Origin of the sequence: Flavihumibacter sp. (genome assembly GCF_036676075.1) — a bacterium.
In the GTDB taxonomy this organism is placed as follows: Bacteria; Bacteroidota; Bacteroidia; order Chitinophagales; family Chitinophagaceae; genus Flavihumibacter.
The window spans coordinates 218914-234284 of record NZ_JAKFDQ010000010.1 but is presented as its reverse complement, the minus strand read 5'-3'; the positions used below and the strand labels follow the sequence as shown (position 1 = coordinate 234284).

Genomic DNA, 15371 nt, shown 5'->3' with positions numbered 1-15371 from the left:
CATTATTCGTCCGCAGATTTATTTACCTCTGCCCAACTGATGTTCCCTATCCTCTTCATAAGTAACCAGCCGGCAAGTATACTTAGTACTGAAAGTAATAATACTACAGCCGTAAATTTGTAGACGAAGTAATGTGAAACTGCCGCTACACCAACAAGTACCAGCATCACCAGGCCGCGCAGAAAATTGCCTGAACGATCATTCATTTCATTTGGACGCGAAGCGGGAAACGCTTTCTTTCCCAACAATAAAATGATACTGCAAATTACCAGCTGGTTTGACAATCCAAGTACCAGGTTTGGAATGATACCCCATCCTTTCCATGCAATACCCCCAACAACAAGGATAATAGCAAGAGGAAGATAAAATTTACAGAGCATACTCTTAAAACTTCCTCTTATGATAATGCCAGGGCGCTTAATCGGATTACTATAGAATATCCATGATGATTTAAATTCATCTGCAAGATGGATGTTCTGGATCGCGTTAATTATTATAAATGAAGTGATATACATAAATACAAGAAAGCCATATGCCGAATTAGAAAAGTCCGAGGACTCTTCGTAAGTATTGGAACCGCCGCCCCGCACAAGAATCAGGATGATCCACACAATTACATACCCAACAGTAGGATATACACGCATTCGGAATCCGCGGTTTCTTCCGGTCCACCACCAGGAGAATAAAAATCCGGCACGCTCAGTTGCATTTCCTGTTACAAGTTTGGCAAGGACTTCGCCAATACCCTGACCACGTTTTTTGAGGTCAATTGTATCTTTAGTTAGAGAAAGATCAATGCTATCTGAACCACTTCCCTGGATCATTATCAACCGTGCATTGAATGCTGGTGCAAGAAATTTCACCACCACCCAAATACTGCCTAAACTGGCAGCAATACTGGTGACCAGCCAAATTATACCCATACTTTCAAGTTGCCCGTTCATCCAGCTCCATGCAGCCGCAAACCAATAGGGAGGAAAGAATTTTGCAAAGGGATATTCGTCTATACTGAATTGTTGGAAATCTGGCCGGTCAGTCGCTTTTAAGAAGAACTGATAACCACCATAAATGAATATTACAAATCCGATCTGAAACCAGGCAATGAAAGATTTGAATTTTTCCGGCGACATGATCTTCAATACCAGTAGATAAGCAGCATTTATAAGAAAGATTGCAAATAAGGCAGCAAGTGAAGTGAGGAACAGAAAACTCAACCCTGCCCAGATTCCTTTATTCCAGAGAACGAAAACCAGTACAGGAATGGTTAGAGGAATAATGACCCTGCTCAGATGTACAGCAATATGCATCAGTTTGGCCATTAAAATTGTCCGGTCATTTACGGGCCTTGGTAATAAAATAATATTGTCACGAACATCAATCAGCACCGAGGTGAAATCTGTAATAAGTATAGAGGCAAGTAGAAAGAGAAAAGCCAGGTAGAATATGCTGAAATGGGTAATATCATCCACCCCGATCGCAAAAGAGATAAGGTTTAATACGCCTCCAACAAAAGCCATGATCATTGTGCCAATAGTGGCATTGCTGATGCCCTCTTTTTTGGGCCTGCCCCTTGTTTGCTGAAAGGTATTGGGATGCCTGTCATCCATCATTAATTTGTACCGCAGAATAAGTTTTAATTGAGAAACATTCACGCCCGTTTTCTCAAATAATGGGAGTGGCAACAATACCATCTTATATAGCAGCAGGCTGATCTTATTCATCATCACGATGTTTTTGGAAGGCGGATACAAGGCTGCTTGCCACCCCTTGCAATGATTCCCCTGCTGTTAATTGTGCAAAAATATTCTCCAGGCTCCCCTTTCCAAGTGATTCCTGAAGCGTTTCGAAACTGCCATCCGCAACAATTGTCCCCTGGTTAATCAGGATTATCCGGTCACATACTTTTTCCACCACATCCATCATGTGGCTACAATAAAATATCGTCTTTCCCTGGGCCGCCAGCTGGCTGATAAGTTCCTTAACGATGATAACACTATTTGCATCAAGTCCGCTTAGTGGTTCATCTAAAATCAGTATATCCGGATCATGCAGCAGGCCTGAAATAAGCAATACCTTCTGTCGCATGCCTTTGCTGAAAGTATCCATCCTTTGGAGCATATTTTGTTCCAGTCCAAAGGCTGTAAGCATTTTGACGATACGATCTGATGCTATGGCAGGGTCAAGTTCATGCAAACCCGCAATAAGCTCCAAAAATTCAACCGGTGTAAGTACTTCGTAGAGATCAGCAAGCTCAGGCACATATCCAACGATTCGCTTAACGGCAAGCGGGTCCTGTCTAAGATCAATTCCTTTCACGATTACATTTCCCTCAAAGCCGGAGAGGAGGCCACAAAGTATTTTAACAGTAGTGCTTTTGCCAGCACCATTAGGGCCAATATAACCGATTACTTGTCCCGGGAAAATTTTAAGGTTAATGTCCTTTAGCACCTGCTTGTTGCCGTAGGATTTATGCAGGTGTTCCATTAGGATGATAGGTTCCATATTTTGGAAAGATAAAAAATCCTTTCTTTGCAGCACACCACAAGAAAAGAACAGCACATGGAACCCAGGTACAAAAGAATTTTGTTGAAATTGTCGGGTGAAGCCCTCATGGGCGACGGCGGCAATGGCCAGTATGAACCAATGAATCATAGCATCATCGCACAGTATGCGCGCGAAATCAAGGCTGTTGTTAGAGAGGGAGTGGAGGTTGCTGTAGTTATTGGTGGTGGTAATATCTACCGGGGAATGAATGAGGCTGATACAGGGATCGAGAGGGCACATGGCGATTATATGGGTATGCTGGCTACCGTTATCAATGGGATGGCAGTGCAGGCCTCCCTTGAAAAAGAAGGGGTCTTTACAAGGCTGCAAAGCGCCATAAAGATGGAGCAGATAGCAGAACCCTATATCCGTCGCCGCGCCATCAGGCACCTTGAGAAACATCGGGTTGTGATCTTTGCCGCCGGTACAGGAAATCCATATTTCACTACCGATACTGCAGGATCGCTTCGTGCCATAGAAATTAAAGCGGATGTAATTCTGAAAGGTACCAGGGTTGACGGCATTTATACTGCTGATCCCGAGAAAGATCCAACAGCAACAAAGTTTGAGACCATCACATTCCGGGATTGTATAAATAAGAATCTTAAAGTGATGGATATGACCGCATTCACCCTTTGTATGGAGAACAACCTTCCCATTATTGTTTTCGATATGAATAAGCCTGGTAACCTGATGAAAGTTGTAATGGGCGAAAAGGTGGGAACACTGGTAAAAGGCTAGAGAGCTGACCGACCGGAATTTGCGTAGTTTTACTCAAAAGCCGCTGCGGGCTTGTATATTTCGGTTATACTTTTTACATTCGATACGAAAAATCCACCTTGCAGGGTGGTTTTTTATTCCCCATCTCATCATCCCTTGAAAGCCGCGAAGGATTTTTCCTAAACTCCGACCGTTATGATGACTTTATTAAACATTTTTCTAATCAGGATATCTGTGGGGATAGCCGAAATAATTATTTTCCAGTTAGGGGCCATTGCACTGGGATTTGCCATACATTTTTTTCTCACCTCCCGCAGCAGTACCAAACAACATACTCAGCATAATGCAGAGAAAGCAGCGCAGCAGGAAGCCGATGGCTGGAAGCTGAAGTATTTTAATGATACAGAGGAAATGGAGAAACGACTCCTTAAGCTTCAGCATGAATTAAAACAGGCTCGCGAAAATGAAGGGTTCCTTTCCATGGAAATAGATTCTATCCGGCAGGAAAGGGAAGAACTCCTGGAGAGCCAGGCCGAACTTGCAGCCATGCCACCACCGCCACCTCCAGCTCCCAGTACAGCAAAAGAGTATCTCGATCAGTTGCAAGGCACCCAGGAAACACTGTTCCAGCAAAATGAGCATGTTAAGAATATGCTCTCCCAGATCGAACAGCTTAAATCAATGGAACAAAAGCACCTCGACCTGCTACGTACAAACGAAAACCTCAACAGGCAACTGGGTGAGATGAGGGTTCAACTGCTTGAAAAGGAAAATGAAGTGAGGGCTCTCCGCCAACAAAACAGGCTTGGCGAAGAGATGCAACAACGCCTTGAAAAAGTATATTCCGATTACAACGGACTTCTGGAGAAAATGCAGAAACTGGAAGCACATGTTAATGCCACCCAGAAAGAAGGCACCAATTATGCCGAATTGCAGGACGCATATTTTAAAGTTACTAAGGAGTCTGATGAACTGAAGATGAAGTATCTCGCATTGCTCGAAGAATATCAACGTAATTCCAGGACCCTTGCTGAAACAGAAGATAAATTGCGGGAATCGAATTTTCAACGGACCCAACTTCAAAAGAAGGCCACTTATCTGGAGGAGTTGAACCAGGATCTTCAGCAGGTTGCAGAGCACCATAATAAACTCCATAGCCAGATGCGCCGTATTAGCGAGATCGAGCAACTATTGGCAAAAGCAACCCAGATCACTCCTTCCTCCGACAAAGAAGAGTCTGGCCTTTAATGTGAATTAGCTGCTTACCTGCGTACAATCAGTTTTTAACTGAAAAGCTGGTATTAACTTTGCCCGCAAAGCTGATTTATGTCACATCATTCCATTGCAGATATAAGGAAAGAGTATAGTCAACACTCACTCGATGAAGCCGATGTTGCGGCGCACCCCATCCGCCAGTTTGACCTATGGTGGAACGAATGCATCAACAGCAAAATAGATGAAGTAAATGCAATGACCCTCGCAACAGCTTCGTCTGATGGGTTGCCAGCCGCCAGGATTGTATTACTAAAAGGATACGATGACAATGGGTTTGTTTTTTTTACCAATTACAATAGTTTCAAAGGCCAGCAACTGGAAGAGAATCCAAGGGCCTGTCTTGTATTTTTCTGGAAAGAGCTGGAAAGACAGGTTCGAATTACCGGACTCATAGAAAAAGTGAGCTCAGAAGAAAGTGATAATTATTTCCATAGCAGACCACTCAGCAGCAGGATAGGAGCCTGGGCTTCACCTCAAAGCCAGGTAATTGAAAGTCGTTCTATTTTAAAAGATAAGGAAACCGAATTGGCAGAATCATTCGATGGAAAAGAGATACCCCGGCCGCTGCATTGGGGCGGTTACCGCGTAAAACCTGTTTCAGTGGAGTTCTGGCAGGGCAGGGCAAGCCGGCTTCATGACAGAATTCAGTATACGCTGGAGGAAAACGGTAAATGGAAGATAGAGCGATTGGCGCCGTAAAGAGGAGACCATCTCTCCATCTCTCCATCTCTCCATTACGCTTCTTTTTTCTTTTCAGCAGCTTTCTTGGCCTGTGCTGGTCTTGCTGGCCTGCTTTTACCGAAAGAACCTTTGAAGATCTTTCCTTTTTTGGTTTTCTTGTCGCCTCTTCCCATGATTGTAAAATTTTAAAGTGCAAAAGTAAATAAAAAAAGGGAAGGAAGCCCTGCTTCCTTCCCCGCAATTCAGTTCTGCATCCCAAGAGATGCGCCTCACTACATTTTAGAAGAAAGTTCTTTACCAGCCTTGAAGCGGGCAACTTTCTTTGCCTTGATTTTGATTACTGCACCAGTCTGTGGATTACGGCCATTACGGGCAGCTCTTTTAGATACAGAGAAAGTACCAAAACCAACCAGGGTCACTTTACCACCACCTTTAAGGGTTTTTGTTACAGCCTCGATGAAAGAATCCAGAGCAGTGTTTGCCTGGGTCTTGGTAATTTCAGCATCGTCGGCAATTTTCGCGATTAATTCAGCTTTGTTCATAGTGTGAAATTTTAGAATTTTAAGCAAAACAAATATAGACGGTTTTTGATTCCAACAAAATTTTTTTGAGTTTTTTAATGCATAGTTTTGATTTGCTGTAACCCGCACCAAATCTGCATTATAGCCGAAAAAATTAATGTTTCAATTAGCTTATTTCTGAATCATATCAGCTGAAACCCTTGCCAGCACTGTGTTTCACGAAATACAAGCTGAAATGCCCGCCAGTACTGCCTTTCATGAGAATGTAACCTTTTTATGGCATATTGTAGGAACATAGTTTTTATTATCCACAATTAGTGCACAACCCGTCTGACGCCTGTCACGACAGGCGTCAGACGAGAACCATTACTGATCGAAAGGCTATGAACCTGTCTCCCCACTTCTGAAAGCTTTTATTACGCAGTGTTTCAGCATGTGTGGTTATATAACGGTTGTAATCTTCTTTTGATTCAGCTGAATACTGCGCAGCATACGTTGGTCCTGCTGTTTCATCAACTTCCACAAGCCGCAATAACCGACTCTCCGTAAAACAGCCCGTGGCCACCACTTCCGGCATATGCTCCTCTTTCATCCATAACAGCCAATCCTCGGCAATCGACCAATCTACCTGTAAGGTTACATTGTATATGTACATCACTAGTATTTGAGTTTTAGATAAACCGGACAATGATCACTATGCTTAACATCCGGGTAGATCTCTGCGTCCAGTAATTGCGGCGCTAATTCTTTCGTTACATTAATATAATCGATCCTCCATCCCTTATTATTTAACCTAACACTCGGGAATCGCTGGCTCCACCAACTGTATCGGTGCGGCTCGGGATGAAAAACCCGGAAGGTATCAACAAAGCCATTATCAAAAAATTTATCCATCCACTGCCGTTCTTCAGGCAGGAAACCGGTAGATTTTTTATTACCCTTCGGATCATGGATATCAATCTCTTTATGCGCAATATTATAATCAGCACATATGATAAGCTTTTTCCGCTTCTTCTTTAACAGCGTGGTATAACCGAAAAATTCTTCAAGCCATTGGTACTTATATCCCTGCCTTTCCTCCCCCGAAGTGCCGGAAGGGAAATATGCATTTAACAAGGTCATATCTCCAAAATCTGCCCTGATGACCCGCCCTTCAGAATCACTCTGCATATACCCATTTCCCATTTCAACATTATCTGGCTTTATCTTAGTAAAGATTGCCACTCCGCTATAGCCCTTTTTTTCTGCCGAGTACCAGAAATCCTCATAACCCAGATCATTGAATGCCTTGTAATTCACATTGTCCTTATGTGCCTTCGTTTCCTGTACACATATGATATCAGCAGGATCTGTTTTTAACCAATCCACCAGGCCCTTATTCATAGCGGCCCTGATGCCATTAACATTGTATGATATAATGCGCATAACCCGTTTCATTTATTTATATTGGTCACTGTTTAATCAAAAGTATTAAAATGGCGGCTGATCCACAGGTAATACCTCCTAAAGAACCTTTTTATCTTGATGGCCCTAAGGACCGTAGCTTTGAACTCCATTTCGCCTGGCGTGTGTTCCGGCAATTCCTGAAAGGATTCCGGGAATTACATTTTATTGGTCCTGGCATTACGGTCTTTGGTTCGGCCAGGTTTGCAGAAGACCATCCCTATTATAAACTGGCACGTGAAATGGGAAAGCATATAGCCCAGGCAGGCTTCACCACCATAACGGGAGGTGGCCCTGGTATCATGGAAGCGGCTAACCGCGGGGCCTTCGAAAATGGTGGATACTCTGTTGGTTGTAATATTCAACTTCCCTTTGAACAGAAGCCTAACCCATATGCACATAAGTCCGTTACCTTTGAACACTTTTTTGTGCGGAAAGTATTGTTGGTGAAATATTCCTATGCCTTTATCATAATGCCGGGCGGCGTAGGAACAATGGATGAATTTTTTGAAACATTAACCCTGGTGCAAACAAAATCTATCATCCAGTTTCCTATTGTACTTGTGGGCAAAGCATATTACCAGCCCATGCTCGATTATATGAAATTTATGGTTGAACAAAAAACGATTGGCGAACACGATATGGATCTGGTATGTATTACAGACAGTCCGGAAGAAGCCATGGAACATATTTCAAAATATATAAAAGCGAATTATATTTCCAAGCCCCGTAAGTTGCTTTGGTGGTTATTTGAAAAGAAATAAGATGGAAGCATTAGAAGAAGCAAATCTGAAATCATGTTCTTATTGCGGCAGCGAAATAGGGGAGAATGAATATATCTGTCCCAATTGCGGAAGGGCAACTGTTCCGGAGGAAGAATATGAAGGAGCCCATGAAACCTTCCGTCTGTTGGTTGTAGTGTTTTTTTCAATTAACCTCATCGCCTGCCTCCTGTTCAATTTCTGGCCACCCGCAGCACAGGGACTGACCGGATTGGTAGTTGTTGATCTTTTCCTGTTTTTCTGTGCTATACTGTTTTCCTATATCATGCGCCGTGATATATTGCCACTTCTTCACTGGAACAACTTCAAATGGTGGAAAGTGATAGTTTTGATGATTTTCGCCATCACCAGTGCGATCCTTGTTAACTATGGTGTAAAATGGATCAACCGTTTCATTTTTGAGCGCGAGCTTTTTTATTACTCATCATTCAAGCACCTTGCTAATCCAAAAACTGCAATGATTTTATTAATAGCAGTCATTCCTGCTATTTCGGAAGAGCTTGCCTATCGCGGCATAATTCAGGCGGGTCTCCTGAAGTTCATGCATGGCCGGCACGCAGTGGTGCTAACAGCATTGCTCTTTGCCATCATCCACATGAGCCTGATCTCTTTTTTCTGGTTATTGCCTTTTGCCCTTTTCCTGGGATGGCTGCGCCAGCGCGAGCAGACCCTGTGGTATGGAATATTAGTACACTTCTGTTTCAACGCAACAACCTGCTTACTCGAACTTTATTCCCTCGACCTTCTCTAATAATATCAGGCCTCTTCTTCAAGTATCGGTCTTAACCATCGTGTAATTTCTTCAAGTGGCATATCCTTCTTTTGTGCATAAGCCGCCACCTGGTCGGGCTTTATCTTACCAACACCAAAATACTGGCTCCTGGGATGCGCAAAATACCATCCACATACAGATGCAGCAGGATACATCGCCAATGACTCCGTCAGGTGTATTCCCGTTACAGCCTCGCCTCCCAATAAGTCAAACAGCTTGTACTTTTCTGTGTGATCCGGACAAGCGGGATAGCCAGGTGCAGGCCTAATACCGGTATATGTTTCTTTGATTAACTCTTCCGTACCCAACTTTTCTTCCGGCGCATATCCCCAGAATTCCTTTCTCACTCTCTCATGCAGGTATTCAGCTGATGCCTCTGCAAAACGATCAGCAAGAGCCTGTAACATGATCTTGTTGTAATCATCATGTTTCGATTCAAATGCCTTGATATGTTCTTCTATACCTTCAACAGTAACCGAAAAGGCACCGATATAATCTGTTTTACCTTCATCGGCCGGCATGATAAAATCAGCAAGTGAAAAGTTAGGTTGACCTGCGGTTTTCTTTATTTGCTGCCGTAGTGATTCAAGTCTTATTTGCCTGTTTCCCTCATCTACAATAATAGTATCTCCACCATCAGTATTGGCAGGCCAGAATCCTACAACTCCTTTCGCTGTCAGCCACTTCTCCTTTATCAATTCGTCCAGGAGTGCATTGGCATCATTAAACAGTTTAGTTGCTTCCTTGCCAATCACTTCATCTTCCAGTAATTGGGGGAAACGTCCACCCAATTCCCAGGCAATGAAGAATGGTCCCCAATCAATATAACCGCGCAGTACAGAGAGGTCTATATCCTCCAGTACTTTTGTGCCTGTGAAACCTGGCTTAACCGGTGTATAAGAACCCCAGTCTATCGCAACTTTATTCTTCTGTGCCTGCTCATAGGTCAGGTATTGTTTGATGGTTCGTTTCTTATTGAAATCATCGCGAAGCTTCTCATATTCCACCGCAGTATCTGAAAGAAATTTTTCCTTCTGATCCTTATTTAGCAATGACCCCGCAACAGTCACACTCCTTGAAGCATCCAGCACATATACCACACCGTTATCATATTGTTGCGCGATCTTCACCGCCGTATGTTGCCGACTTGTAGTAGCGCCACCAATCAACAAAGGCTGCGTCATTCCCCTACGCTTCATCTCATGCGCTACATGCACCATCTCATCAAGGGATGGCGTTATCAACCCACTCAATCCAACTATGTCAACATTCTCCTTAATAGCTGTGTCTAGAATTTTATCAGCAGGAACCATTACACCCAGGTCAATGATATCATATCCATTACATCCCAGTACCACCCCTACAATATTTTTCCCGATATCATGTACATCTCCTTTCACCGTTGCAAGCAACACTTTCGCAACACTTCCCTGCTGGGCATCAGGATTGTTTCTTTTCTCCTCTTCAATATAGGGCGTAAGCCAGGCAACACTCTTCTTCATTACCCGCGCACTCTTCACCACCTGCGGAAGAAACATTTTACCAGCACCGAATAGATCACCTACCACATTCATCCCATCCATAAGCGGACCTTCAATCACATCAAGAGGCCGTGGATATTTCACCCTCGCTTCTTCTGTATCAAGCTCTATATAATCCGTTATTCCGTTGATAAGTGAATGTGTGAGTCTCGCTTCCACCGAATCATTTCTCCAGGCCTCATCCCTTATGATCTCCTTTCCTTTTGCCTTAACAGTTTCGGCAAACTGTATCAACCGCTCCGTTGCTTCATTGTTGTCATTATTTCTATTGAAGATTACATCCTCACACAACTGTTTCAGTCCCGGTTCTATTTCATCGTATACAACCAACTGCCCGGCATTAACGATACCCATATCCATACCGGCTTTAATGGCATGGAACAGGAATACACTGTGCATGGCCTCGCGCACATGATCGTTACCACGGAAAGAAAAGGATAGATTACTCACCCCGCCACTGATCTTCGCCAGCGGCATACGTTGCTTGATGATGCGCGTGGCCTCAATGAAATCAACGGCATAATTATTATGTTCCTCAAGGCCTGTAGCAATGGCAAAAATATTTGGATCGAAGATGATGTCCTGTGGATCAAATCCCACCTGTTCTGTAAGTATCTTATATGCACGGGTACAAATATCAACCCTCCGTTCAAGCGTGTCAGCCTGACCCTTTTCATCAAAGGCCATCACCACAACAGCAGCTCCGAAAAGTTTACAGATATTGGCTTCGCGAATGAATTTATCTTCACCTTCTTTCATGGAGATGGAGTTCACAATGCATTTTCCCTGCACACATTTTAAACCTGCCTCAATGATCTCAAACTTAGAAGAGTCGATCATGATAGGGATCTTCGCAATATCAGGTTCACTCTGCAGGAGGTTGAGATATGTTGTCATGGCCACCACCCCATCGAGCATGGCGTCATCCATGTTTACATCCAGGATCTGTGCTCCATTCTCCACCTGCTGGCGTGCAACCGATAATGCCTCTTCATATTTATTATCGCGAACCAGTCGTGCAAATTTCTTGGACCCGGTTACATTGGTACGTTCGCCAATATTTACAAAATTCGTTTCCGGCCTAACAATAAGGGGTTCAAGCCCCGCCAATCTTAAATATGGTTGTATAGTGGTCATGCTGTAATAGCTGTTTCAACAACTGGAAGTTGTCTGGGTGGAAATTTTTTTACGTGTTCTGCAATATGCCTGATATGATCGGGTGTTGTTCCGCAACATCCGCCAACAATATTTACAAAACCTTCTTTTGCCCACTCTTCAATGAAGTGTGCAGTTTCCTCTGGTTGCTCATCATATTCTCCCATGGTATTAGGGAGTCCGGCATTGGGATAAGCCGATGTATAACAGGCTGCTTTCTGGCTTAGCTCCTCAATATGACTTCGCATATCAGCCGCACCCAATGCACAATTCAGCCCTATGCTCAAAGGCCGGGCATGCATAACCGAAATATAAAAGGCCTCCAAAGTTTGTCCGCTCAATGTTCTTCCGGAAGCATCTGTTATAGTGCCGCTGATCATGATAGGCAGCTCCTTCTTTTTCGTATCCTGGAAATATTTTTTGATGGCATAGATAGCGGCCTTTGCATTGAGTGTATCAAAGATCGTTTCAACCAACAACAGGTCCGATCCTCCTTCTACCAATCCCTTCACCTGTTCGTAATAAGCTGACACTGCCTCATCCCAACTCAATCCACGATAGCCGGGATTGTTTACATCTGGCGACAGGCTCAATGTTTTGTTCATTGGTCCGAGTGAGCCGGCAACATATCGGGGCTTTGAAGGGTCTTTTGCATTATAATCGTCTACCGCTCTGCGTGCAATACGAGCAGCTTCAAAATTTATTTCATAGGCCAACGATTCCATCTGGTAATCGGCGAGGCTCACCCTCTGCGAGTTAAATGTATTGGTCTCAATGATATCAGCACCGGCTTCAAGATATTCGCGGTGTATGCCTTCAATGATTTCCGGCTGTGTTAAACAAAGCAGATCATTATTGCCTTTCAGGTCAGAGGGCCAGTCGGCAAATCGTTTGCCGCGGTAGTCAGCTTCTGTTAACTTATGTCGCTGGATCATGGTACCCATGGCGCCATCAATAATGAGGATGCGGCGGTTCAATTCAGATCGTATATCGGTCATATTTAAATTCTGTTTGGTTTGAGTGCTACAGGCAATAGCGAGTAGTCAATTGATATTAGCATGGAATGCTCTTTTGACTATTGCCAATTGCCTAAACAAAAAAACCGTAGTTCAACAATACGAACTCAATAAACGCGGGGGAAACAAAACGGAACGTTTCGGGAGCATTTATTAGTTCTGTTAACCCACCAATTAAGGCGGCGACAGGTCGAACAATAAATAAATCCACCTGTGCGGTTGCAAAGATAAGGAAAATGGGAAAGGCGAAATGCTAAACTCTTAACTGCTCCACCGGCATCCTATGCTGAAGACTCCTTGCCAATGTCATCTCATCCGCATACTCCAGCTCGCCACCAAAGGAAATTCCACGCGCTATGGTGGTAAAACGGATAGGAGAGGGTAATAGCTTTTTCTGTATATAATAGATAGTGGTATCTCCCTGAATATTGGGGTTAAGGGCGAAAATGATCTCGTTGATATCACCCGAGCGCGCCCGCTCCAGCAGGGGTTCAATATTCAACTGGTCGGGACCAACCCCGTCCAGCGGCGATATCACACCTCCCAGCACATGGTAGGTTCCGCTGAATTGCTGGGTACTCTCAATAGCTATCACATCACGGATACTTTCCACAACGCAGATCAGGTCCTGCTTTCGCATGGGATTTGAACAGGTGCTACAGAGAAGTGTATCCGAAATATTGAAGCAGCGCTGGCAGAAATGGATCTCTTCCCGCATCCGTACAATGGCTTCCCCAAAAGCCCTGACTTTATCGGTATCCTGTTTTAGCAGGTGCAGGGCCAGTCGTAATGCAGTCTTCTTCCCGATACCCGGTAATTTACTGAATTCACTGACAGCATGTTCCAATAAGGCAGAGGGGAGTTGCATCCTGCAAAGATATAAAGTATTGAGCCTTTAGAGGGAGATGTCGATCTCATTGTCCCAGTTGCCCTTGATATTCACTTTTTTCCCGATAGCCTGAACACGCTCGGGTTGACGACGCTCGCCATAGAAAATACCATGGTCCCAAACGCCATTTCCGTTAGTATCATATAGTACTCTCAATTCAAATTCGGCGGGTCTGAATCTTGGGATCACCAAATCCCTTCCCCTGATCCGGTAACTAAACAAAACATTATTATTCTGTACCAGCTGTAGTACAGGATTCCGTGCAGTATCTAAATTCGCGATCCTGAATTTTATACTGCCATAATCAGTTTCCTTCATGGTCCGGAACCGTAAAGTGTCATTGCGCAGTGTACTCTTACCTAAACTGTCTTCCGCCATCCCCTTTTCCGAGATCAGCACAAACTCCTGCTCCAGCGGCCAGTTATAAGTAAGGGTGAAGATCCTGTTGGTTGTATCCCTCTCAAGGGTATATCCTTCAATTGGTTTGAACTGCGCATCGGCAAATATCAGCTTGGAACTGTCAAATGATTTGAGGGGATCAGTAAAAGTTATGGTAAGGGGCTTCAGCACATCCTGCTGTCCGTTTTCAAGGCTGGTTCCAAATCGAAGTCGCTTGTCTTGTTCCGCTTCCTTCTCTTCCCTGCGACTGGTGGGCGCCTTTGGAGCAGCTTTCACTGGCTTCGGTGGCTCGGGCTCAGAATATGCTAATAGCTCAACAGGCGCAGTTTCCCCGCTGATAACCAATGGACTATCAGCAAAAGCAAAGAGCTGGCCGGGCGACATATATCTTCTGCTACCCCCATCATCTTTCAATGCATAAAGGTCATAGGTTCCAGGCGCAAGGTTACGGAACAGAAACCGGCCCGAGCTGTCTACCGTTGTATAATATCGCGGACGCTCATTGGTTACAGCAGAGTCCTCTAAATTATTGTGCAGCATCACGATCATGGTACTATCCGTCTTACCCGTTTCAGCAAGGGTAACTACTCCCCCTAATTCCAGCGAATCCAGGTATGGCCCGGTAGAGAACGCATACCGAAAACCAGTGAGGGGATTGCTTTCATTGATATCCTGAATGCTCTTTCCAAAATCCAGTACATAAGTAGTGTTGGGGTCGAGGGTGTCTTTTATGCGGATGGTGATAGTCCGAAGACGTGAAGTCACAACAGGAAATACTTTAGGGGTGGGACTCACAACAAGATTTTTCTGGAGTTCACCAAGCTGTACATATTCATTGAAGACCAGCTCGATCCGGTCGCCCTTGAAATTAAGGGTTGAATCCGCAGGCTTTATAGATACGGGAATGGGGGGGATAGTATCACGTGGGCCACCGGTTGGCGGAATAACATTGGCACAACTCTCAAACAATACTAGCAGGGTGATAAAAACAATTACCAAAAAAGTTGCGTATGAAAAAACAGGGCGGAATGGCCTCATTGATGGCTTCTTTTAAAGATGCAAACTTAGCCGCTTTCCTTCGCTTCTCCCTGAACCTTTTTCATAAGAAATGGTTGTTATTACTCAAATATTTTCGATGGCAGTCCATTCTCTCCGTACAGAACAACGTTTACCCGTGGATTTAAAGCAGGCATGGGATTTCTTTTCCAGTCCCGCCAACCTTTCCGTCATCACCCCCTCTAAGATGGATTTCAGGATCATTTCAAAACATCATGGGGATAAGATGTACCCGGGACAGCTCATCGAATATACCGTGAAGCCGGTTCTTGGGGTACCGCTCTACTGGATGACAGAAATCACCCATGTTGAACCCCAGCGCTTTTTCGTGGATGAGCAGCGCTATGGACCTTACAGCCTCTGGCATCACCAGCATCATTTCCGGGAAATTGACGGGGGCGTTGAGATGACCGATATCGTGCATTATAAAATACCGTTGGGATGGCTGGGTGATATTGCCAATACCCTTTTCGTCAAAAAACAATTAGCAGAAATCTTCCACTATCGCTTCAAAAAAGTTGAAGAACTCTTCGGAACCCTGCACTAACAGTCTCTTTCCATCCCTCCATCTCTCCAT

At 44.2% G+C, this 15371-nt stretch carries 16 protein-coding genes; 6 read left to right on the top strand and 10 right to left on the bottom strand.

Annotated features, from left to right (window positions below; all coding sequences use genetic code 11):
• Positions 1–2: 2 nt before the first annotated feature.
• Both V6M43_RS12605 and V6M43_RS12600 read right to left on the bottom strand, forming a co-directional pair.
• Positions 3–1724 (bottom strand): hypothetical protein, encoded by a 1722-nt coding sequence (locus V6M43_RS12605; protein ID WP_332735767.1) that lies wholly within the window; start codon positions 1722–1724, stop codon positions 3–5.
• Positions 1714–2502, bottom strand: a complete 789-nt coding sequence (locus V6M43_RS12600) for an ABC transporter ATP-binding protein (protein WP_332735765.1) — start codon at positions 2500–2502, stop codon at positions 1714–1716. Before V6M43_RS12600 ends, V6M43_RS12605 begins: the two co-directional genes overlap by 11 nt.
• Positions 2503–2559: 57 nt before the next feature.
• Between V6M43_RS12600 and pyrH the strand changes: the two genes are divergently transcribed.
• The 3 genes from pyrH (at position 2560) to pdxH (ending at position 5238) form a co-directional block, all read left to right on the top strand.
• Positions 2560–3285, top strand: coding sequence for a UMP kinase (gene pyrH, locus V6M43_RS12595; protein ID WP_039130841.1), 726 nt, complete (start codon positions 2560–2562; stop codon positions 3283–3285).
• Between the two features lie 174 nt (positions 3286–3459).
• A complete protein-coding gene (locus tag V6M43_RS12590; protein WP_332735762.1) occupies positions 3460–4512 on the top strand; it encodes a hypothetical protein in 1053 nt (350 codons plus the stop codon).
• 78 nt (positions 4513–4590) lie between these two features.
• A complete protein-coding gene (gene pdxH, locus V6M43_RS12585; RefSeq protein ID WP_332735761.1) occupies positions 4591–5238 on the top strand; it encodes a pyridoxamine 5'-phosphate oxidase in 648 nt (215 codons plus the stop codon).
• 35 nt (positions 5239–5273) lie between these two features.
• Here pdxH and V6M43_RS12580 read toward each other — a convergent pair whose 3' ends face one another.
• The 4 genes from V6M43_RS12580 to V6M43_RS12565 form a co-directional block, all read right to left on the bottom strand.
• Positions 5274–5393, bottom strand: a complete 120-nt coding sequence (locus V6M43_RS12580; protein ID WP_332735759.1) for a 30S ribosomal protein THX — start codon at positions 5391–5393, stop codon at positions 5274–5276.
• Positions 5394–5492: 99 nt separating this feature from the next.
• A complete protein-coding gene (locus tag V6M43_RS12575) occupies positions 5493–5870 on the bottom strand; it encodes an HU family DNA-binding protein (RefSeq protein ID WP_442902319.1) in 378 nt (125 codons plus the stop codon).
• 223 nt (positions 5871–6093) lie between these two features.
• Positions 6094–6396: a DUF4286 family protein gene (locus tag V6M43_RS12570; RefSeq protein WP_332735757.1), complete on the bottom strand. Its 303-nt coding sequence runs from the start codon at positions 6394–6396 to the stop codon at positions 6094–6096.
• A gap of 2 nt (positions 6397–6398) precedes the next feature.
• Entirely contained in the window at positions 6399–7166 is a 768-nt protein-coding gene (locus V6M43_RS12565) for an exodeoxyribonuclease III (RefSeq protein WP_332735755.1), read from the bottom strand.
• Positions 7167–7216: 50 nt separating this feature from the next.
• On the opposite strand from V6M43_RS12565, the gene V6M43_RS12560 reads away from it, so the two are divergent.
• Positions 7217–7948: a TIGR00730 family Rossman fold protein gene (locus V6M43_RS12560; protein WP_332735753.1), complete on the top strand. Its 732-nt coding sequence runs from the start codon at positions 7217–7219 to the stop codon at positions 7946–7948.
• A gap of 1 nt (position 7949) precedes the next feature.
• On the top strand, positions 7950–8717 hold the full coding sequence (locus V6M43_RS12555) for a CPBP family intramembrane glutamic endopeptidase (RefSeq protein ID WP_332735751.1): 768 nt from the start codon (positions 7950–7952) through the stop codon (positions 8715–8717).
• Between the two features lie 5 nt (positions 8718–8722).
• On the opposite strand, the gene metH is transcribed toward V6M43_RS12555, so the two are convergent.
• The 4 genes from metH to V6M43_RS12535 all read right to left on the bottom strand — a co-directional run bounded on the left by metH (position 8723) and on the right by V6M43_RS12535 (position 14776).
• Positions 8723–11416, bottom strand: coding sequence for a methionine synthase (gene metH, locus V6M43_RS12550; protein WP_332735749.1), 2694 nt, complete (start codon positions 11414–11416; stop codon positions 8723–8725).
• Positions 11413–12432, bottom strand: a complete 1020-nt coding sequence (locus V6M43_RS12545; RefSeq protein WP_332735747.1) for a homocysteine S-methyltransferase family protein — start codon at positions 12430–12432, stop codon at positions 11413–11415. Before V6M43_RS12545 ends, metH begins: the two co-directional genes overlap by 4 nt.
• 271 nt (positions 12433–12703) lie before the next feature.
• Positions 12704–13318, bottom strand: coding sequence for a recombination mediator RecR (gene recR / locus V6M43_RS12540; protein WP_332735745.1), 615 nt, complete (start codon positions 13316–13318; stop codon positions 12704–12706).
• Between the two features lie 27 nt (positions 13319–13345).
• Positions 13346–14776, bottom strand: a complete 1431-nt coding sequence (locus V6M43_RS12535) for an Ig-like domain-containing domain (RefSeq protein WP_332735743.1) — start codon at positions 14774–14776, stop codon at positions 13346–13348.
• Between the two features lie 97 nt (positions 14777–14873).
• Here V6M43_RS12535 and V6M43_RS12530 point away from each other — a divergent pair, with 97 nt between their 5' ends.
• Positions 14874–15341 carry an SRPBCC family protein gene (locus V6M43_RS12530; protein WP_332735741.1) on the top strand — a complete coding sequence of 156 codons (468 nt, stop codon included), beginning with the start codon at positions 14874–14876 and terminating at the stop codon, positions 15339–15341.
• Positions 15342–15371: the final 30 nt, after the last annotated feature.